The following is a 16,080-nucleotide window of genomic DNA, read 5'->3' as shown; positions in this document are numbered from 1 at the left end:
ACAACCGCTAATCCTGGGCTGAATTCTTAATTTTCGTGAAATATTTTATCCGATCACCATTCCGCCGTCCACATTCAGCACCTGGCCGGTGATGAAGGAGGCCCGGTCCGAGGCCAGAAAAAGGATGGCCTGAGCAAGTTCCTCCGGCTGTCCGATGCGGCCCAGAGGGGTCTCCTCCTCCAGGGCGGCCAGGTCCTCCGGGGTGAGGTGGGCGTTCATGGCGGTGTCGATCACCCCAGGGGCCGCGCAGTTCACCCGGACACCCGAGGGGCCCAGCTCCTTGGCCAGGGCCCGGGTCAGGCCGATGACCCCCGCCTTGGCGGCGGAGTAGGGGACCTCGCAGGAGCCGCCCGTCACCCCCCACATGGAGGAGACCGTCACGATGGCCCCCCGCTTCCGGCGCACCATCCCGGGAATGGCCGCCCTCAGGGTGTAAAACATCCCGTCCAGGTCCACCGCCATCAGCTGCCGCCACTGGCGGTCCGTGGTATCGGTGAGCAGCTGCTGGGGCAGGGCCACCCCGGCGCTGCAGACCAGGGCGTCCAGGGGACCCAGGGCGGCCTCCGCCTCCCGGACCAGCCCCTCCGCCCGCTCGGGAAGGGAGACGTCCGCCTGAATTGGGACGGCCCCCACCCCCAGCCCGGCCAGCTCCCGGACCAGAGCCTCTGCCCCGTCCCGGCTGGAGTTGTAGTTGACCGCCACGCTCCAGCCCTCCTGGGCGAAGAGCCGGGCCGCCGCCCTGCCGATGCCCTGGGAGCCGCCGGTAATGAGTACGTTTGCCACAAAAACACCCCTTTTTCAGGATCAGCCCCCACAGCAGGGGCTGATCCATCCCTTCCCTTACGCGAATACCCCCTGGACCAGAACCATATAAAGGACTGTGGCCCCGAAGATGGAGATCAGGTCGTTGCCCTTCCAGATGTGGAGGAGCACCGCCGCCAGCCCCGCAATGAGGGGGGGCGCCCAGCCCGCGGGGGAGGCAAAGGTGATCCCTCTCAGGCAGTAGACGATGAGCATGGCGATGATGGCCGGGGGCAGCACCCGGCCCAGGTAGAGGATCAGCTTGGGGGGATGGTCCCCCCGGTCGAACAGGAGGAAGGGCAGGGCCCGGGTGAGGAAGGTCACCCCCGCCATCACGGCGATGTAGGCCAGGATCTGGACCGGGGTCAGGTGCATGACGTCTCCTCCTCTCTGTTCCCGCCGCCCTCCAGCCGGGGCCGGAGCAGGGTCAGGGCAATGACAATGATGGCCAGGGCGGGCAGGAGCATGTCCTCCGCCCCCGCCAGCGCCAGGCCGGCCAGAGCGGCCGCGCCTCCCAGCAGGGCGGGCAGATGGCTCCCCGCGCCCCTCCACTGGCCCACGGCGATCACCAGGAACAGAGCGGTCATGGCAAAGTCCACCCCCGTGGTGTCGAAGGCCAGGGCGGAGCCCAGCAGCGAGCCGATGGCCGAACCCAGCACCCAGTAGCTCTGGTCCAGCAGGGCCACGGCAAAGAAAAAGTCGTGCTCGTCCACCCCCTCCGGGGCCTTGGCGGAGGAGAGGAGGGCGTAGGTCTCATCGGTCAGGGAAAAGATCATGTACAGCTTCCGCGCCCCCATGCCCCGGAATTTTTCCAGCATGGACAGGCCGTAGACCAGGTGGCGGAAGTTGATGATCAGGGTGAGGAAGGCCGTCTGAGGCAGGGACGCCCCCGCCGCCAGCAGGGACACCCCCAGGTACTGCCCGGAGCCGGCGTAGATAACCGCGCTCATCAGCACCGCCCAGCCCACGCCGCAGCCGATGGACTGGAGCATCAGCCCGAAGGCCATGCCGATGGCCAGATAGCCCATCAGCACCGGGACGGTCACCGGAAAGGCGGCGGCCAGGGTCGTTCGATTCATGTGGAATGCACCTCGTCTGAAAAAATCTGAGCGCTCCTATTTTACTCGTTTTTTCCGCCCCGCGCAACCCCCTTCCCGCCGTCTGTTAAGAACCGGTAAAGTTTTCCTATCCGCCTTGATTTTTTCCGTTTCATCCCTATAATAGTATCAATCTCTTCCTGTTTGGAGGCTTTGGCATGAACAAGCTGCTCTTTATCTTTAACCCCACCTCGGGCACCGGACAGATCAAAACGGCGCTGTCCACGGTGCTGGACGTATTCACCAAGGCGGGATGGATCACCACCTCATACCCCACCCAGTGCAAAGGGGACGCCGCCCGCACCGCCCAGGAGCTGGGCGGGTCCTTCGACCGGGTCATCTGCGCCGGAGGGGACGGCACCCTCAGCGAGACCGTCTCCGGCCTGCTGAAGCTGAAGGCCCCGCCCCCGCTGGGCTACATCCCCTTCGGCTCCACCAACGACTGCGCCGCCACCCTGAAGCTCCCCCGGAAGCCCCGGGAGGCCGCCCTGGTGGCCGCCGGGACCGGCCTGACCCTCCCCATGGATGTGGGCCGGCTCAACGGCAAGCCCTTCATCTACGTGGCCGCCTTCGGCGCCTTCACCAAGGTGGCCTACGACACCCCCCAGGAGCTGAAAAACACCTTCGGCCACCTGGCCTATATTTTTGCGGGCATCGCCTCCCTGCCCACCATCGCCCCCTACCACATGCAGGTGGAGTACGACGGCAACATCCTGGAGGACGACTTTTACTTCGGCATGGTGAGCAACTCCCAGTCCATCGGCGGCCTCCGCCCCCCCAGCGCCAATTGGGTAGTGCTGGACGACGGGCTGTTTGAGGTCACGCTGGTGAAAAAGCCCCTCAGCCTGGCCGACCTCACCGACGGGCTCCAGGCCCTGGCCAACCCCTCGGCAGACCGCTCAGGGGCGCTGGTCCAGTTCCAGGCCAGCCAGCTCACCTTCCGCTGCGAGCAGCCCATCCCCTGGACGGTGGACGGAGAATTCGGCGGCAGCCAGTCAGTCAACCGGGTGGAAAACTGTCAAAAGGCATTGAAGCTTGTGCGCGGAGAGCAATGAAACATGGCCCCGGCGTCCCTTTCTTGGACGCCGGGGCCGTGTTCTGTTAGCGCAGTCTCCAGTTCTGGTGCTTGGGCATCTCATCCAGCTCCCTGGAGATGTCCATCTCCTCCGCGTCGCCCCACAGCCGCTCCAGGTCGTAGAACTTCCGGGCTTCGTCGGTGAAGACGTGGACCACCACGCTGGAGAAGTCCATCAGCAGCCAGGTGCCATCCCGGTGGCCCTCAATGTGGTGGGCCCGCTCGCCGCTGCTCTCGGCCGCCGCCTCGCAGGCGTCGGACATGGCCTTGACCTGGGTGTTGGAGGTGGCCGTGCAGATGACAAAGTAGTCCGCCAGGGTGGTCAGGCCCTCGGTCTTCAGCACCTTCAGGTCGCCGCCCTTTTTCCGGTCCAGCGCACGGGCCAGCAGAATCGCCAGCTCATAGGATTCCATTCCATTCACTCCTTTCGATATCGTTCAAGCCGCCGCTTGTGTCTCATCCGCTGTGCTGTTCCCCTGTATGTCGGGGGACAGGTCCGGGAACACCACGCTGGGGTCGATGCTCCCGATGTCCCCGGGATTGGTGGTGGTTCCAGGGTCCGTGTCCGGGTTGGTCGAGGCGCCCGGGCCGACGGCCCCGGGATCGGCGCTGCTTCCCGGGTCAGAGGTTGTGCCGGAGCCGGCGTTGGTGTCCGAGCCGACGGCGTCGGGGTCCTCGTCAGGCTCGTCAGGCTCGTCAGGCTCGTCAGGTTCGTCAGGCTCCGCCGGCTTGGGAGCGGGGCGATTGGCCGCCGCCGGGTCGGCCAGGGTGCCGTTGGTCACACCGAAGCCGCCCCCCGACTTCTTGTACATCAGCTGCAGGTCGCTGGCCTTGATCTCATCCTGATAGGGGTTGATGCCGCTGTTCAGCAGCTCCAGCATCTCGTTCTGCTGGACGCACACCAGCGACGCTCCATCGTACATCACCCCGTAGTAGGGCATGGAGGAGAAGCTCACGTTGTTCTCCGCGTCCATCCCGATGGCCAGCTGGGCGAAGGCCAGAATGTTGCCCACCGTCAGGTCGGTCTCCACATTCTCGGTAAAGATCTGGACCAGAGAGGGCAGCTTCAGCAGGATCTCCGGGGTAAGGCACTTTTTCAGCACGGCGGTGAGAAAGTCCCGCTGGATCTGCGTGCGGCCCACGTCCCCCAGGGAGATGCTGCCGCTGTTGTTTTTCCGGAACCGGATGACCTCCATGGCGTCCTGGCCGTCCAGCAGGCGGTAGCCCTTCTTCTGGTGGATGTGCAGGTCCTGGCCAGGGGTGGGGTCGTCGTAGTCCATGTCGTAGGGGACGTCAAAGTACACGCCGTCCACCGCGTCCACCAGCCGGCCGATGGCCTCCCACTCCACCAGGACGTAGAAGTCGGGGTAGACGCCGGTGAGGCGGCTGACCTCCTGCCGCAGGGCGGCCATCCCCTTTTCCACCCGCTCTTGATCAGACAGATCTTGGCCTCCCATGTTCCGGGTGAAGGTCACGTTCAGCCGCTTCTGGGCTCCCCGCTTGGCGCTGGTGTTGGTCATGGTGTCCCGCAGCAGGCTGATGGCGTGGATGGACTTGCCCTTGGTGTCGTAGGTGATGAGGATCATGGTGTCGGTGGAGTTGCTGACCACGTCCTTGCCGCACAGAAGGAAGGTGTAGTAGCCCTCCTTCCGGCCGCTTTTCGCCACGTCAGGCAGCTCGGCCCCCGCAAAGGAGATGTCCCCCGGCTGCCCTGGCTGGGTCTGGGAGGTCTCCCCCGGTGTGTTGATGTTGGCCCCCGGCAGGTCGGGCACCTCGGGCAGGCGGAGCCAGGACCGCAGGAACAGGTACAGGGCGATGATCAGGATGGCCGCCACCACCAGCGCCAGATAGAGCCGGTACTTGATTCTGCCGCCCCGGTCCAGCCCGGCCACCCAGGCCCGGTGCTGCCGCCACCAGCGGATCAGGGGAAATTCGCCGCCGGGGGCCTCCCGCTTGCCGTGCTTCTCGTGAAATTCGCTCATAGTCTCACCCTTCGATCGTTACGCCGTGTTCCCGCAGCCAGGCCTGGGCCTGGAGGGTATTTTTATGGACGGGCAGCTGCCGGTCCCGCATCTCCTGCACGGTGGTCTCCACCCCCAGGAGCAGGGCCTTGTCCAGGTCCTGATAGGCCAGCTGGCGCAGCTGCTCCACCCCGTCAAAGTCCCGGTTGGGCTCCATGTAATCGGCCACATACAGGATCTTTTCCAGGGTTGTCATGTCCGCCTTGGCGGTGGTATGCCAGAAGATGGCCTCGTACACCTCATCAGGTTCTCCAAAAACGTGGCGGGCCATACACGCCCCCGTCTTGGAGTGGAGCAGCTTGGGGGCGGTGCGCTCCAACTCGTCCAGGGGGACGCCGTACTGTTCACAGATGGCGATGTGCTCCTCCCCGGACAGATACTTGGTGCAGTCGTGGAGGATGCCCGCCCGGCGGGCCATGGTCTCGTCCGCCCCCCAGCGGCGGGCCAGACGGACTGCCTCCTCCTCGGTGCCCCGGATGTGGCGCACCCGCTTTTCCAGCACCATGGAGTAGGAGCAGGCCCGCAGCTCGGGGATGTCCAGCCTCTTCAAATCGGCGCGGGTTCCGTAGAGGCCGTTCATCAGGATATACCCGTAAACTGAGGGGGGGAGGTACTCCGCCCCCTTCTCCTCCGCCAGCAGCTCCCGCAGGCGGGTGGAGGAGATGTCCACCAGGCCGGGGACGTCGATAATCTCCACCCGCGCATCTGGGAACGCCTCTTCCAGAAATTCCAGATAGGGGGCAAACACCGCCTGGCCGTCCTCCCCGCTCCGGCCAAAGGCGCAGATGCCCGCCTGGGCCACAATATCCGCCGCGTGATGCCACTGGTCCAGGGTCAGGAACATATCCCGCCCCATGAGCAACCACAACTCGGCCTCCGGGTACTGCTTCCGCAGCGCCTCCAGCGTGTCGGAGGTGTAGCTCTTGCCCGTCCGGTCCAGCTCCAGGCCGGACGCCTCCACCTTGTCCGGCAGCAGCAGGGCGTCGGCCAGCTTGGCCGCCATGGCCAGCCGGCGCCGGGGCGCGGGGGCGTCCTCGGACAGCTCCTTGTGGGGCGGAACGGCCGCCGGGACAATCAGCAGCTTATCCAGCCCCAGCGCGCCGATGGCCGCCCGGGCCGCCGCCAGATGCCCCAGATGGGGCGGGTTGAAGGTTCCGCCAAAAATGCCGATTTTCAACGTGAACACCTCTTTCAGTCCGTTATTTTCTTTTGTCGCTCACTAAGGAAATTTTATCCTTTTTGTCCTTCTTATGACTTGGACGGTACAATACGAATTTTGTTCCAATCACCTGGACAATTTCGCTCCGGGTGAGGGGGGCCAGCTCCTCCGCCGCCTCCCGGGGGGAGAGGAGGGAGTTTTCCAGCACCCGGCCCTTGATCAGCTCCCGGGCCTCCAGGGCGTCGTTGGCCTGCTTGACCAGGTTGTCCCCGATGCCGTCCTTGCCCACGATCAAGATGGTGTCGATGCTGTTGGCCAGGCCCCGCAGCTGGGCACGCTGTTTGCTTGTCAGTTCCATTCAAAAATCCTCGTTTTCATCTTTGTAGGGGCCGCCGCCCCCGGCGGCCCGTCATACGCCTGTCAACAGCGGGGCGGCGAGGGCGCCGCCCCCTGCATTCATCTCAAATACTCCTCCAGCTTGGCCTGAAACGCCTCCAGCGCCCTCCCCCGGTGGGAGATGGCGTTTTTCTCCCCGGCGGTGAGCTGGGCGAAGGTCTTTTTCAGCTCCGGGACGAAGAACACCGGGTCATAGCCGAAGCCTCCCTCCCCCATGGGGGCGTAGGCGATGGCGCCGGGGCACTCCCCCCGGGCGGTGAGTACGTCCCCGTTGGGGAAGCAGCAGGTGATGACGCTGACGAATTTCGCCGCCCTTGTCATCTGCCCCCGCATGTTCTCCAGCAGCAGACGGTAGCGGGCCGCGTCGTCCAGGCCCTCGCCGCCGTACCGGGCGGAGTACACCCCCGGCGCACCGTTGAGGCAGTCCACGCACAGGCCCGAGTCGTCCGCGATGGCGGGCAGGCCGCTGGCCTCCATCACCGCCTTGGCTTTCAGCAGGGAGTTCTCCTCAAAGGTGGTCCCGGTCTCCTCCACCTCCAGGTCCACCCCGGCCTCCGCCTCCGAGCAGACCTCGATTCCCAGATGGGACAGGATATCGTTCATCTCCACCAGCTTCTTCTGGTTCTTGCTGGCCAGTACCAGCTTCATACAGGCTTCCCCTTATTCTACCATATTTTCTCTTTCTGTCTATTGATATTCTATTAAATTTTCACCCCGGCACAGGGAGGAAAAACGCAGTTTTTCCAGGACGTTCTGTTTGGGATGCTTTTTCCTTCCAGAAAAAGCATCAAATCAGCGCCTGGGCGAACTCCCGGGCGTCAAAGGGCTTCAAATCGTCGATGCCCTCGCCCACGCCGGCGTACTTCACCGGCACCCCCAGCTCCTTGGCGATGGCGATGGCGATGCCCCCCTTGGCGGTGCCGTCCAGCTTGGTGAGGACGATGCCGGTGATCCCCGCCGCCTCCTTGAACTGCTTGGCCTGGATCAGGCCGTTCTGGCCGGTGGTGGCGTCCAGCACCAGCAGGGTCTCCCGGGCGCAGCCGGGCAGCTCCCGGTCGATCACCCGGGAAATCTTGTTCAGCTCGTTCATCAGGTTCTGCTTGTTGTGCAGCCGGCCGGCGGTGTCCACCAGCACCACGTCGGTGTTCCGGGCCTTGGCGGCGGACAGGGCGTCGAAGACCACCGCGGCGGGGTCGGCCCCCTCCTGCTGCTTGACGATGTCCACCCCCGCCCGGTCGGCCCAGATGGTGAGCTGCTCGGCGGCGGCGGCCCGGAAGGTGTCGGCGGCGCAGAAGAGGACCTTCTTCCGCTGGTCCCGCAGCTGGTGGCCGATCTTGCCGATGGTGGTGGTCTTGCCCACCCCGTTCACCCCGATGAACAGCACCACAGAAGGACGGGTGGACAGATCCAGGGACAGGTCCCCGGCGCTGAGGGCTCCGGCAATGACGTCCACCATCACCTCCCGGGCTCCCTCGACGGTTTTCACGCCCTCCGCCTTCGTTCGGCGGCGCAGCTCCTCCACCAGCTCCAGGGTGACATCCATGCCGGTGTCCGCCAGAATCAGCGACTCCTCCAACTCGTCATAGAAGTCGTCGTTCAGCTCCGAGCCGAAGCCGGCAAAAATGTTGATCTTTTTCAGCTTGTCAAAAAAGCCCATGGCGTCTGCCTCCCTTACCAATTTGGATTTGCTTCCCCGCACCGGGGGCACTTGGGGTAATCCATCTCATAGCGCACGCCGCAGCTGGGACAGCGCGTTTCGGCAATGCTTCCGGCTTCCTCGCCCTCGCCGTCGAAGAAATCTCCCCGGAAAAACTCCAGCTTGCCGCATTTGGGACAGGTAAAAATGGCCGTCTCCAGCGCCCCGGCAATCAGATTGCCCAAGTCGCCCAGAAGCCAGCCCGTCTGGCCCAGCTGTATCTTTTCCCGGCCAACAAATTCCATTTCCACGCCGCAGCGCAGGCATTTCAGTTGTTCCATTATTCCACCTTCTCTCCGCAATACGGGCAGAACTGCCCCCACTGGAAGCTGTCCGGCAGGGCCTTGCCGCAGTGGATGCAGAAGCTGGGGGCGTCCTGTTCGCCGGACACGTCCAGGGACGCGGAAGCGCTCTGGGAAACATCTACGTTCTGCCTGGGGACCATCTGCCCCAGTCCCCAGAATATGAAGTTGATGGCGATGAACAGCACGATAATCAGGAGGATGCCCCCCACGATCAGCTTCCAGTCGCCGGATTTTTTCTCGTTGTCGTTCATGGTGCTTTTCCCCCCAATCTAGCGGCCGATCCAGTCCCGGCCCACCAGCTCGTCCAGGCTGACCATGAAGAAGTCCGCCAGCTTGATGAGGGAAGAAATGTTCGGTTCACTCTGTCCGCCCTCATAATTCTGATAAGTGCGGATTTTGATTCCCAGATATTCCGCAGTTTCCCGCTGCGTTTTTTTCGATTGATTCCGAATTGTTTTCAAGGAATCAGAAAATTGACTCATTTTCGTCTCCTCACTTGACACACCAAAATTTTGCGTGTATAATACGTATAAATTAAGCCAAAAGGAGTTGTTGCAATGAACTTCAGTCTTTTCGAGCTGCTCTACAACATCCCGGAACTGCAAGACCTATCATACCAGATTTACCGGCAAATGCCAGAGCGAATTTCCCGAGAGGCATATCTGGCGGAGGTCTGGCAAGCCTGCAGGCAGCTTCCCGACCCGGACGCCCAGGCTCTTTTTGACCGCCTGGAGGACGCCATACACTTTGACGGCGCCCTCCAGGAGCGGGCGTCCTTTTTCACCGGAATCTATCTGGGCTGGGGGCTGGCCCGGACAATGGGCGCTTAGCGGATGTTCAGCTCCTTCTCCACGTCATTCAAATTGATGGTGAGCATCCGGCTCACCCCCTGCTCCTGCATGGTCACGCCGTAGAGCACGTCGGCCTCCTCCATGGTGCCCCGGCGGTGGGTGATGACGATGAACTGGGTCCGCTCCGCCATGGTGCGCATATAGTGGGCGAAGCGCACCACGTTGGCGTCGTCCAGGGCGGCCTCGATCTCGTCCATCACCACAAAGGGGGTGGGGCGGACCTTCAAAATGGCGAAGTACAGGGCGATGGCCACAAAAGCCTTCTCCCCGCCGGACAGCAGGGTGATGATTTTCAGCGCCTTGCCCGGCGGCTGGACCTTGATCTCGATGCCGCAGTTGAGGATGTCCTCCGGGTCCTCCAGCTCCAGGGTGGCCTTGCCGCCGCCGAACAGCTCCAAAAAGGTCTGGCCGAAGGCCTCGTTGATGGTGGTGAACTCCCGCTGGAAGATGGCCTTCATCTCGTTGGTGATGCCGGCGATGATCTCCTCCAGCTCCTTTTTGGCCTTATCCACGTCGTCCCGCTGGTCGGTGAGGTAGGTGTACCGCTCGTTCACCCGGGAAAACTCCTCGATGGCCCCCACGTTCACGTTGCCCAGGGAGGAGATGGACCGCTTCAGCTCAGAGATCCGGCGGCTGGCCTTCTGGACCGACTCGATCTCCACCCGCTGCTGGCGGGCGGCCTCGTGGCTCAGCTCGTAGTTCTCCCACAGCTTGTCCAGCAGCTGCTTCTCCTCCATGGAGGCAGACACCTTTTTCTGCTCCAGCCGGGAGACCTCCCCCTCGGTTCTCAGCAGCTCCTCGTTCAGGGACTGGCTCTCCCTGGTGGCCTTCACCCGCTGGCCCTCCAGGTCGATCTTTTCCTGGTTCAGCTGGGCGATGGTCTCATTCTGGCTGCGGCTCTCCTCCTGAAGGGCGGCCAGGGCGGCCTGCTTCTCCTCGATTTCCTGGGTGAAGCCCGCGTTTTTCGCCTCGTAGTCCGCCATCAGGGCCCGGCTCTGGTCCCGGTCCCCGGCCATGCTGGCTTTGAGCCGCTCCAGCTCGGTGAGGCCCGACCGGGTGGCCTCCCGCTCCGCCTCCAGGGCGGCCTGGGCGGCAGTGAGGGCGGCCGCCTCCCGGGCGATGCGGGCGGACCGCTCCTGGACCTCGGTCTGCCCCCTGGCCTTGCCCTCCGCCTCGCTTTTCAGGGCGGCGGTCTCCCCCTCCAGGGTCTGGATGCGGGACCGGGCCGCCTGGGTGTCGGTCTCGATCTGGGCGGCCCGGCTCTTGAGCTGCTCCAGCTCCTCCTGCTGCACCCCCTGCTGGCGCGCCAGCTCGGCGGCGACGGTGCGCCTCTGGGACAGCTCGCCCTCCGCCTTCAGGATGGCGTCCTCCCATTGGCGCAGCTGGCTCTGGGCGGTCTCCAGCTCGTAGGCGGCGGCGGTGTTCTCCCGCTCCGCCTCGGCCGCCGCCTTTACCGCCTCGGCCACCTGGAGGCGGATGTCCTGGAGCTGGCCGTTCAGCCGCTCCAGCTCGTTGGCCCGGCTGAGGATGCCGGCGCTGCGGCTGGCCGAGCCGCCGGTCATGGACCCGCCGGGGTTGAGCACCTGGCCGTCCAACGTGACGATGCGGAAGGAGTATTTGTACTTCCGGGCGGCGGCGATGGCGGCGTCCAGGTTCTCCATCACGGCCACCCGGCCCAACAGGTTGGAGAAGACGTTTTTGTACCGGGGATCGAAGGAGATGAGCTGGTCTCCGACGCCCACAAAGCCGGGTTCTTTCTTCAGGTCCGCCTCGTCCCGGAGGAAGCCGGGGCGGATGGAGCTGACCGGCAGGATGGTGGCCCGGCCCCCGTCCCGGCGCTTCAGGTACTGGATGACCGCCTTGCCGTCCTCCTCCCGGTCCACCACGAGGTTCTGCATGGCCCCGCCCAGGGCGGTCTCGATGGCCACGGTGTACCGGTCGGGGACCTTCAGCAGGCCGGCCACCGGACCCCGGATGTTCTGCAGGGTCCCCCGCTGGGCCTCGTTCATCACCAGCTTGACCGCTTTGGTGTAGCCCTCGTGCTCCCGCTCCATCTCGGTGAGCAGCTTGATCCGGGAGGCGAGGGCGTTTTCCTCCATCTGCAGCTTCATGTGGGCGTCCCTGGTCTGGTCCCACTTCTTTTTTCGGGCATCCATCCGCAGCTGGTAGCCCTGGATCACGTTTTTGACCGCGTCCCGCTCCTCCACCGCGCTGTCGTACCGGCGCTTGGCGGCGCGGGCCTCCTTTTGGGCCTCCTCCAGCCGGTCCTCCAGCTCGTGGGCCTCCCGGCGGACCGTCTCGTCCCGGTCCATGACCTCCTGGGCGGCGGCGGCCAGGGCCGACAGCAGCGCCTTGGCCTCAGCGGCTCCGGCGGCGCCCAGGTCGGCCTGACTGCGCAGGTCCTCCAGCTCTCTGGCCAGGGTGCCGGCGGAGCGGACCGCCTCGTCGGCCTCCCGGCTCTTGGCCTCCAGGTCGGACCGGCCCTGGGTCAGCTGGGCCTCGATCTCGGCCAGACGGCTCTTCCGCTGGCCGATCTGCTCGGACAGGGAGCCCTCCCGGCCCTCCTGCTGCTCCAGGTCGGCCCGGATGCGCTGGGCGGACTCCAGGTTGTGCTGGATGTTGTTCTTCAGCACGGCGATGGCCGATTCCAGCTCGTTGGCCTGGGCCTGCCGCCCCTGGAGGGCAAAGCGGAGCCGGTCGGCCTCCAGGTCCTTCTCCCGCATCTCCTCGGAAAACCGCTCGGCGGCGGCGTAGGCCTTCTCCTGGGAGACCTTTACCTCCTCCCGGCGGCGGGCGGCCTCCTGATAGTCGGCCTCCAGCTTGATGCTGCTGGCCCGAAGGCGCTCCAGGGTGTCCAGCCAGACGGAGATCTCCAGCCCCCGCAGCTCGTCCCGGAGGACCAGGAACTTTTTCGCCTTCTCGCTCTGCTCCCGGAGGGGTTCCACTTGGAGCTCCAGCTCGGAAATCTTGTCGTTGATGCGAACCAGGTTCTCGTCGGTGCGCTCCAGCTTGCGCTCCGCCTCCTCCTTCCGGTGGCGGTAGCGGGAGATGCCGGCGGCCTCCTCAAAGACCTCCCGGCGGTCGGCGGACTTCACCGACAGGATCTCGTCGATGCGGCCCTGGCCGATGATGGAGTAGCCCTCCCGGCCCAGGCCGGTGTCCATGAACAGCTCGTTCACGTCCTTGAGCCGGACGGAGCGGCGGTTGATATAGTATTCGCTCTCCCCCGAGCGGTAGTACCGCCGGGTAACCATCACCTCGCTCTCCTCCATGTCAAAGAGGTGGGAGGTGTTGTCCAGCACCAGGGAGACCTCGGCGTAGCCCGTCTGCCTGCGCTTGGCGGTGCCGCCGAAGATCACGTCCTCCATCTTGCCCCCCCGGAGGGCCCGGGTGGACTGCTCCCCCATCACCCAGCGGATGGCGTCGGAGATGTTGGACTTGCCCGACCCGTTGGGACCCACGATGGCGGTAATGTCCTCCCCGAAGGTCAGGACCGTTTTGTCGGGAAAGGACTTGAACCCCTGGATTTCCAATGCTTTTAAATACAAACAGGACACCTCATATTCTTTGCGGGACAGACTGCGGTCCCGTCCTCGTATCAACAGACCGATAGATGTTACATTATACCAAATGCGCCGCTGAAATGCAATCGCAAATCACATAAAACGGACGGCCCTGGGGCCGTCCGTCTGTTATTTCCGATATTTTCCCGACTTGAGCACACCCACCGTCAGGGCCAGCAGGATCACCAGGGTCTGCATGCGGCTCCCTCCTCTCTACGCCCGCACCGCTGCGTGAAGCAGGGACCAGACGGACCAGAGGAACCCGGCCACAAAGAGGACGGCCAGCACAGGGATCATCAATTCAGCGGAGGAGACCAGCTTCTGGGGAAAAATCTGGCTCAGAAGCATGGGAACGACGCAGATACCCCAGATGATCCAGCCGCCCTTGCCGCCGAACCGCTGGAGCAGCGCCCCCACGATGAGCCCGCCGGTTACGGCCAGGGCGAAGATCAGCAGCCACCAGTACCAGTCCAGGGTGAAGGCCTCAATAATCAGGGTCTTTTCCGGCACAGAGACCAGCTCCCCGGCCATATTCTCAAAGACCTTCCCGGTAATAGGGGCATCGTGGCCGGGAGAGGCCGCAAATTCCATCACACCGGACCCTCCCATCACCCAGCCGTTCATTCCCGCCAGCTTTGCCCACAGAGGGACGCAGAGGAAGCGCTCCACAGCGGCCAGCGCTCCGCCCAGGGCCAGGGCAAAGGCGGACTCGAAGGCGCACAGCCCCAGGGTCAGGCCCAGGGCCCGCTTCCGGGTCTGGCCGAAGCGCAGGGCCTGGTCAAAGCTGACCCCCACGTGGGAAATCCCGGCAACCAGGGCGGTAAACCCGCCCACAATGGGGAACAGAATGCAGGACACAGTGACGCTGGTGTCCGGCCGGCCAAAGTGCATGACGCACCCAATGATGATTTGAATCACCAGGAACAGGCCCCCCTCCACCGCCAGGTAGAGGGCCAGGTCGTCCAGATTCAGCTTTACCAGCTTTTGAAACAGTTTCAGCATCGCAACTCACCTCACAACATAACGCTGGACAACCTTCCAGATCAGGAATTCTCCGCCCACCGCGCCAGCGGACAGCACGGCAATCATGATCCTGGGCAGAGTGGTCCACAGCCAGCCCCACTCCGTCTCCACCAGGTAGTTCATAACCCCGGTGTCGGCGGAGAGGATCATAAACACTGAGACAAAAATCATCACAAAGATGGATATTGTGACCAGAATGGTGCCCAAAATCTTGCTTTTCACCAGCACCAGCCCGCTGAGGCAGCCCAGCACCATCAGCACCATGCACACCAGAGGGAAGACCCACACCCGGCCGTCGAACAGGTCCAGCAAAGCCCATTTGTCCCGTATCTCCCAGTTGGCAAGGGCGGGGAAAGCGGACATAAACAGCTGAAGCCCCCAGCAGACCACCGCGTAGAAGGCCATATTGCCCTGAATGGCCCAGAAGAAATCCCTTCGCCGGGCTCCCATGGACAGCCCCAGATTCAGGTTGTTGGTACACATGGCGAAGGCGTAGAGGAACAGACACAGCAGGATCATGGTGGGGAACATGGCGTAGTAGGTCTCAAAGAGGTTGCCCACATTGGGGTTGCCGGGCACACCGGTGATGTAACAGCCTACAATCACGACGGCGGCAAAGCCGAAGACCGCCCCCAGGTTGACCCAGGAATAGCTGAGAAGAAACCGGAAGGATTTCACCATTTCGCTCCCCCCTTACTGGGCATCCCCGTGGCCGCACAGGGCCACGAAGACGTTCTGCAGGTTCATGGGGGCCACGTCCACGTCCGCCGCCAGGGCGGCCTCCAGCTTGACCATGTCCCCCCGGACGGCCACCGTCTTGTGCCGTCCCATCTGGTGGGTGGACAGCACCTCCAGCCCGGTGCACACCTGGTCCACCACGTCCTCCCGGCCGGAGACATAGCGGAACTGGCTGATCAGCTCCTCGGTCTCCGCGTTTTCAATGATCCGGCCCTCGTCCAGGATGATGACCCGCTCAAAGACAGAGGCCGCCTCCTCGATGATGTGGGTGGAGACGATGAAGGTACGGCCCGTCTGAGAAAAGTCCTCCAGCAGAAGCTGGTAGAACCGCTCCCGCATGACGATGTCCAGCCCGGCGGCGGGCTCGTCCAGGATGGTGATGGGGGCCCGGCTGGCCAGGGCGATGAGGATGGTCACCATGGACATCTGGCCCTTGGACAGCTGGGAGATTTTTTTCTTGGTCTCCAGCTTGAACTCGTCCAGCAGCCGCAGCGCGTAGTCCATGTCCCAGTTGGGGTAGTAGATGGCGGCGGATTTGAGATAGTGCTTCACCTTCAGGTTGTTGGGCCCGGAAAACAGGGTGGCCTGAAGCTCCCGGGAGAAGCAGATGTCGTTGAGGGCCCTCTGATTCTCCCACACCGGCTGGCCGTTGTAGGTGACCTCGCCGCCGTTTTTGGTGTTCTGGGCGGTGAGGATGCCCAGCAGGGTGGTTTTGCCCGCTCCGTTGCGGCCGATGAGGCCATAGATCTTGCCCGGCTCCACGGTCAGGTCCAGGTCGTGGAGGACCTCCTTGTCCTTGTAGGACTTGCACAGCCCTTTTGCTTTCAGGATACCAGTGTTCATGCTTCCTTCTCCTCTCCTATGGCCCGCTCCAGCATGGCCACTAATTCCTCTCTGGTGAGGGCCAGGGAGGCCCCCTCCTTCACCAGAGGCTTGATGTAGCCGTCATAAAAGGCGGCCTTTCGTTTCTGCTTCACGGTTTCCTCCGCTCCTTTCGCCACAAACATGCCGATGCCCCGGCGCTTGTACAAAATGCCCTCCGCCGTCAGCAGATTGATGCCCTTGGCGGCGGTGGCCGGGTTGATGTTGTACTCCCGGGCCAGCTCGTTAGTGGAGGGCACCTGCTCCTCCTCCCGGTAGACCCCCCGGAGGATGTCGTCCTCCAGCATCCGGGCAATCTGCAGATAGAGCAGGGACTGGTCGTTTAAGGTTCCGCGCACTTGATCACCTCCGCAGTGGTTTGCTTGTCGTTTATTGGTTCATTACTTGTGTAACTAACCATAACACTAATTGACCCGTCTGTCAAGAGGGCAGACGGGATTTTTTCAAAAAAACCGCCGTCCCAAAGGGCGTGC

19 protein-coding genes are annotated in these 16,080 nt (G+C 63.6%); 2 read left to right on the top strand and 17 right to left on the bottom strand.

What is annotated here, in order from left to right:
- Window positions 1-45 precede the first annotated feature (45 nt).
- The 3 genes from ymfI to VV088_RS21560 are packed head-to-tail and all read right to left on the bottom strand — an operon-like array spanning window position 46 to window position 1,880.
- Complete coding sequence (gene ymfI, locus VV088_RS21570; RefSeq protein WP_334602710.1) at window positions 46-783, bottom strand: elongation factor P 5-aminopentanone reductase; 738 nt, start codon at window positions 781-783, stop codon at window positions 46-48.
- A gap of 57 nt (window positions 784-840) precedes the next feature.
- Window positions 841-1,176 (bottom strand): branched-chain amino acid transporter permease, encoded by a 336-nt coding sequence (locus VV088_RS21565; protein ID WP_334602709.1) that lies wholly within the window; start codon window positions 1,174-1,176, stop codon window positions 841-843.
- A complete protein-coding gene (locus VV088_RS21560; RefSeq protein WP_334602708.1) occupies window positions 1,167-1,880 on the bottom strand; it encodes an AzlC family ABC transporter permease in 714 nt (237 codons plus the stop codon). Before VV088_RS21560 ends, VV088_RS21565 begins: the two co-directional genes overlap by 10 nt.
- A 176-nt stretch (window positions 1,881-2,056) precedes the next feature.
- Here VV088_RS21560 and VV088_RS21555 point away from each other — a divergent pair, with 176 nt between their 5' ends.
- Window positions 2,057-2,953 carry a diacylglycerol/lipid kinase family protein gene (locus VV088_RS21555; protein ID WP_334602707.1) on the top strand — a complete coding sequence of 299 codons (897 nt, stop codon included), beginning with the start codon at window positions 2,057-2,059 and terminating at the stop codon, window positions 2,951-2,953.
- A gap of 46 nt (window positions 2,954-2,999) precedes the next feature.
- Here the strand turns inward: VV088_RS21555 and rsfS are convergent, their stop codons facing one another.
- From rsfS to VV088_RS21510, 9 genes are all read right to left on the bottom strand, one after another.
- Entirely contained in the window at window positions 3,000-3,386 is a 387-nt protein-coding gene (gene rsfS, locus VV088_RS21550) for a ribosome silencing factor (RefSeq protein ID WP_334602706.1), read from the bottom strand.
- A gap of 24 nt (window positions 3,387-3,410) precedes the next feature.
- The gene (locus VV088_RS21545; protein WP_334602705.1) at window positions 3,411-4,955 is read right to left on the bottom strand and encodes an LCP family protein; all 1,545 of its coding nucleotides are present in this window, start codon (window positions 4,953-4,955) and stop codon (window positions 3,411-3,413) included.
- 4 nt (window positions 4,956-4,959) lie between these two features.
- Complete coding sequence (gene yqeK, locus VV088_RS21540; RefSeq protein ID WP_334602703.1) at window positions 4,960-6,171, bottom strand: bis(5'-nucleosyl)-tetraphosphatase (symmetrical) YqeK; 1,212 nt, start codon at window positions 6,169-6,171, stop codon at window positions 4,960-4,962.
- Window positions 6,172-6,193: 22 nt separating this feature from the next.
- The gene (locus VV088_RS21535; RefSeq protein ID WP_334602702.1) at window positions 6,194-6,511 is read right to left on the bottom strand and encodes a YhbY family RNA-binding protein; all 318 of its coding nucleotides are present in this window, start codon (window positions 6,509-6,511) and stop codon (window positions 6,194-6,196) included.
- 98 nt (window positions 6,512-6,609) lie between these two features.
- Window positions 6,610-7,197, bottom strand: coding sequence for an XTP/dITP diphosphatase (locus VV088_RS21530; RefSeq protein ID WP_334602701.1), 588 nt, complete (start codon window positions 7,195-7,197; stop codon window positions 6,610-6,612).
- Between the two features lie 139 nt (window positions 7,198-7,336).
- A complete protein-coding gene (gene ftsY, locus VV088_RS21525) occupies window positions 7,337-8,206 on the bottom strand; it encodes a signal recognition particle-docking protein FtsY (RefSeq protein ID WP_334602700.1) in 870 nt (289 codons plus the stop codon).
- A gap of 14 nt (window positions 8,207-8,220) precedes the next feature.
- Window positions 8,221-8,526, bottom strand: coding sequence for a hypothetical protein (locus VV088_RS21520; protein ID WP_334602699.1), 306 nt, complete (start codon window positions 8,524-8,526; stop codon window positions 8,221-8,223).
- Window positions 8,526-8,801 carry a zinc ribbon domain-containing protein gene (locus VV088_RS21515; protein WP_334602698.1) on the bottom strand — a complete coding sequence of 92 codons (276 nt, stop codon included), beginning with the start codon at window positions 8,799-8,801 and terminating at the stop codon, window positions 8,526-8,528. The genes VV088_RS21520 and VV088_RS21515 overlap by 1 nt, the downstream gene beginning before the upstream one ends.
- 18 nt (window positions 8,802-8,819) lie before the next feature.
- Window positions 8,820-9,032 (bottom strand): helix-turn-helix domain-containing protein, encoded by a 213-nt coding sequence (locus VV088_RS21510; protein WP_334602697.1) that lies wholly within the window; start codon window positions 9,030-9,032, stop codon window positions 8,820-8,822.
- A gap of 75 nt (window positions 9,033-9,107) precedes the next feature.
- Between VV088_RS21510 and VV088_RS21505 the strand changes: the two genes are divergently transcribed.
- Window positions 9,108-9,380 carry a hypothetical protein gene (locus VV088_RS21505; RefSeq protein WP_334602696.1) on the top strand — a complete coding sequence of 91 codons (273 nt, stop codon included), beginning with the start codon at window positions 9,108-9,110 and terminating at the stop codon, window positions 9,378-9,380.
- Here VV088_RS21505 and smc read toward each other — a convergent pair.
- The 5 genes from smc to VV088_RS21480 form a co-directional block, all read right to left on the bottom strand.
- Complete coding sequence (gene smc, locus VV088_RS21500) at window positions 9,377-12,958, bottom strand: chromosome segregation protein SMC (protein ID WP_334602695.1); 3,582 nt, start codon at window positions 12,956-12,958, stop codon at window positions 9,377-9,379. The genes VV088_RS21505 and smc overlap by 4 nt on opposite strands.
- Window positions 12,959-13,177: 219 nt before the next feature.
- Window positions 13,178-13,966: a hypothetical protein gene (locus tag VV088_RS21495; RefSeq protein WP_334602694.1), complete on the bottom strand. Its 789-nt coding sequence runs from the start codon at window positions 13,964-13,966 to the stop codon at window positions 13,178-13,180.
- A 6-nt stretch (window positions 13,967-13,972) separates the two neighbouring features.
- Window positions 13,973-14,668, bottom strand: a complete 696-nt coding sequence (locus tag VV088_RS21490) for a hypothetical protein (protein WP_334602693.1) — start codon at window positions 14,666-14,668, stop codon at window positions 13,973-13,975.
- A gap of 12 nt (window positions 14,669-14,680) precedes the next feature.
- A complete protein-coding gene (locus VV088_RS21485; protein ID WP_334602692.1) occupies window positions 14,681-15,568 on the bottom strand; it encodes an ABC transporter ATP-binding protein in 888 nt (295 codons plus the stop codon).
- A complete protein-coding gene (locus VV088_RS21480) occupies window positions 15,565-15,945 on the bottom strand; it encodes a GntR family transcriptional regulator (protein WP_334602691.1) in 381 nt (126 codons plus the stop codon). The genes VV088_RS21485 and VV088_RS21480 overlap by 4 nt, the downstream gene beginning before the upstream one ends.
- Window positions 15,946-16,080 lie beyond the last annotated feature (135 nt).

This window comes from Lawsonibacter sp. JLR.KK007, assembly GCF_036941135.1.
Lineage (GTDB): Bacteria > Bacillota > Clostridia > Oscillospirales > Oscillospiraceae > Lawsonibacter.
The sequence above is the reverse complement of the archived record's forward strand: the minus strand, read 5'-3'. Positions and strand labels throughout refer to the sequence as shown.

Coding starts and splice junctions, on each gene's coding strand:
- VV088_RS21560 (WP_334602708.1), bottom strand. CDS start 1,880: ATGAATCGAACGACCCTGGCCGCCGCCTTTCCGGTGACCGTCCCGGTG.
- ftsY (WP_334602700.1), bottom strand. CDS start 8,206: ATGGGCTTTTTTGACAAGCTGAAAAAGATCAACATTTTTGCCGGCTTC.
- VV088_RS21565 (WP_334602709.1), bottom strand. CDS start 1,176: ATGCACCTGACCCCGGTCCAGATCCTGGCCTACATCGCCGTGATGGCG.
- VV088_RS21530 (WP_334602701.1), bottom strand. CDS start 7,197: ATGAAGCTGGTACTGGCCAGCAAGAACCAGAAGAAGCTGGTGGAGATG.
- VV088_RS21490 (WP_334602693.1), bottom strand. CDS start 14,668: ATGGTGAAATCCTTCCGGTTTCTTCTCAGCTATTCCTGGGTCAACCTG.
- VV088_RS21555 (WP_334602707.1), top strand. CDS start 2,057: ATGAACAAGCTGCTCTTTATCTTTAACCCCACCTCGGGCACCGGACAG.
- VV088_RS21485 (WP_334602692.1), bottom strand. CDS start 15,568: ATGAACACTGGTATCCTGAAAGCAAAAGGGCTGTGCAAGTCCTACAAG.
- rsfS (WP_334602706.1), bottom strand. CDS start 3,386: ATGGAATCCTATGAGCTGGCGATTCTGCTGGCCCGTGCGCTGGACCGG.
- VV088_RS21510 (WP_334602697.1), bottom strand. CDS start 9,032: ATGAGTCAATTTTCTGATTCCTTGAAAACAATTCGGAATCAATCGAAA.
- VV088_RS21520 (WP_334602699.1), bottom strand. CDS start 8,526: ATGGAACAACTGAAATGCCTGCGCTGCGGCGTGGAAATGGAATTTGTT.
- VV088_RS21545 (WP_334602705.1), bottom strand. CDS start 4,955: ATGAGCGAATTTCACGAGAAGCACGGCAAGCGGGAGGCCCCCGGCGGC.
- VV088_RS21515 (WP_334602698.1), bottom strand. CDS start 8,801: ATGAACGACAACGAGAAAAAATCCGGCGACTGGAAGCTGATCGTGGGG.
- VV088_RS21495 (WP_334602694.1), bottom strand. CDS start 13,966: ATGCTGAAACTGTTTCAAAAGCTGGTAAAGCTGAATCTGGACGACCTG.
- VV088_RS21505 (WP_334602696.1), top strand. CDS start 9,108: ATGAACTTCAGTCTTTTCGAGCTGCTCTACAACATCCCGGAACTGCAA.
- VV088_RS21535 (WP_334602702.1), bottom strand. CDS start 6,511: ATGGAACTGACAAGCAAACAGCGTGCCCAGCTGCGGGGCCTGGCCAAC.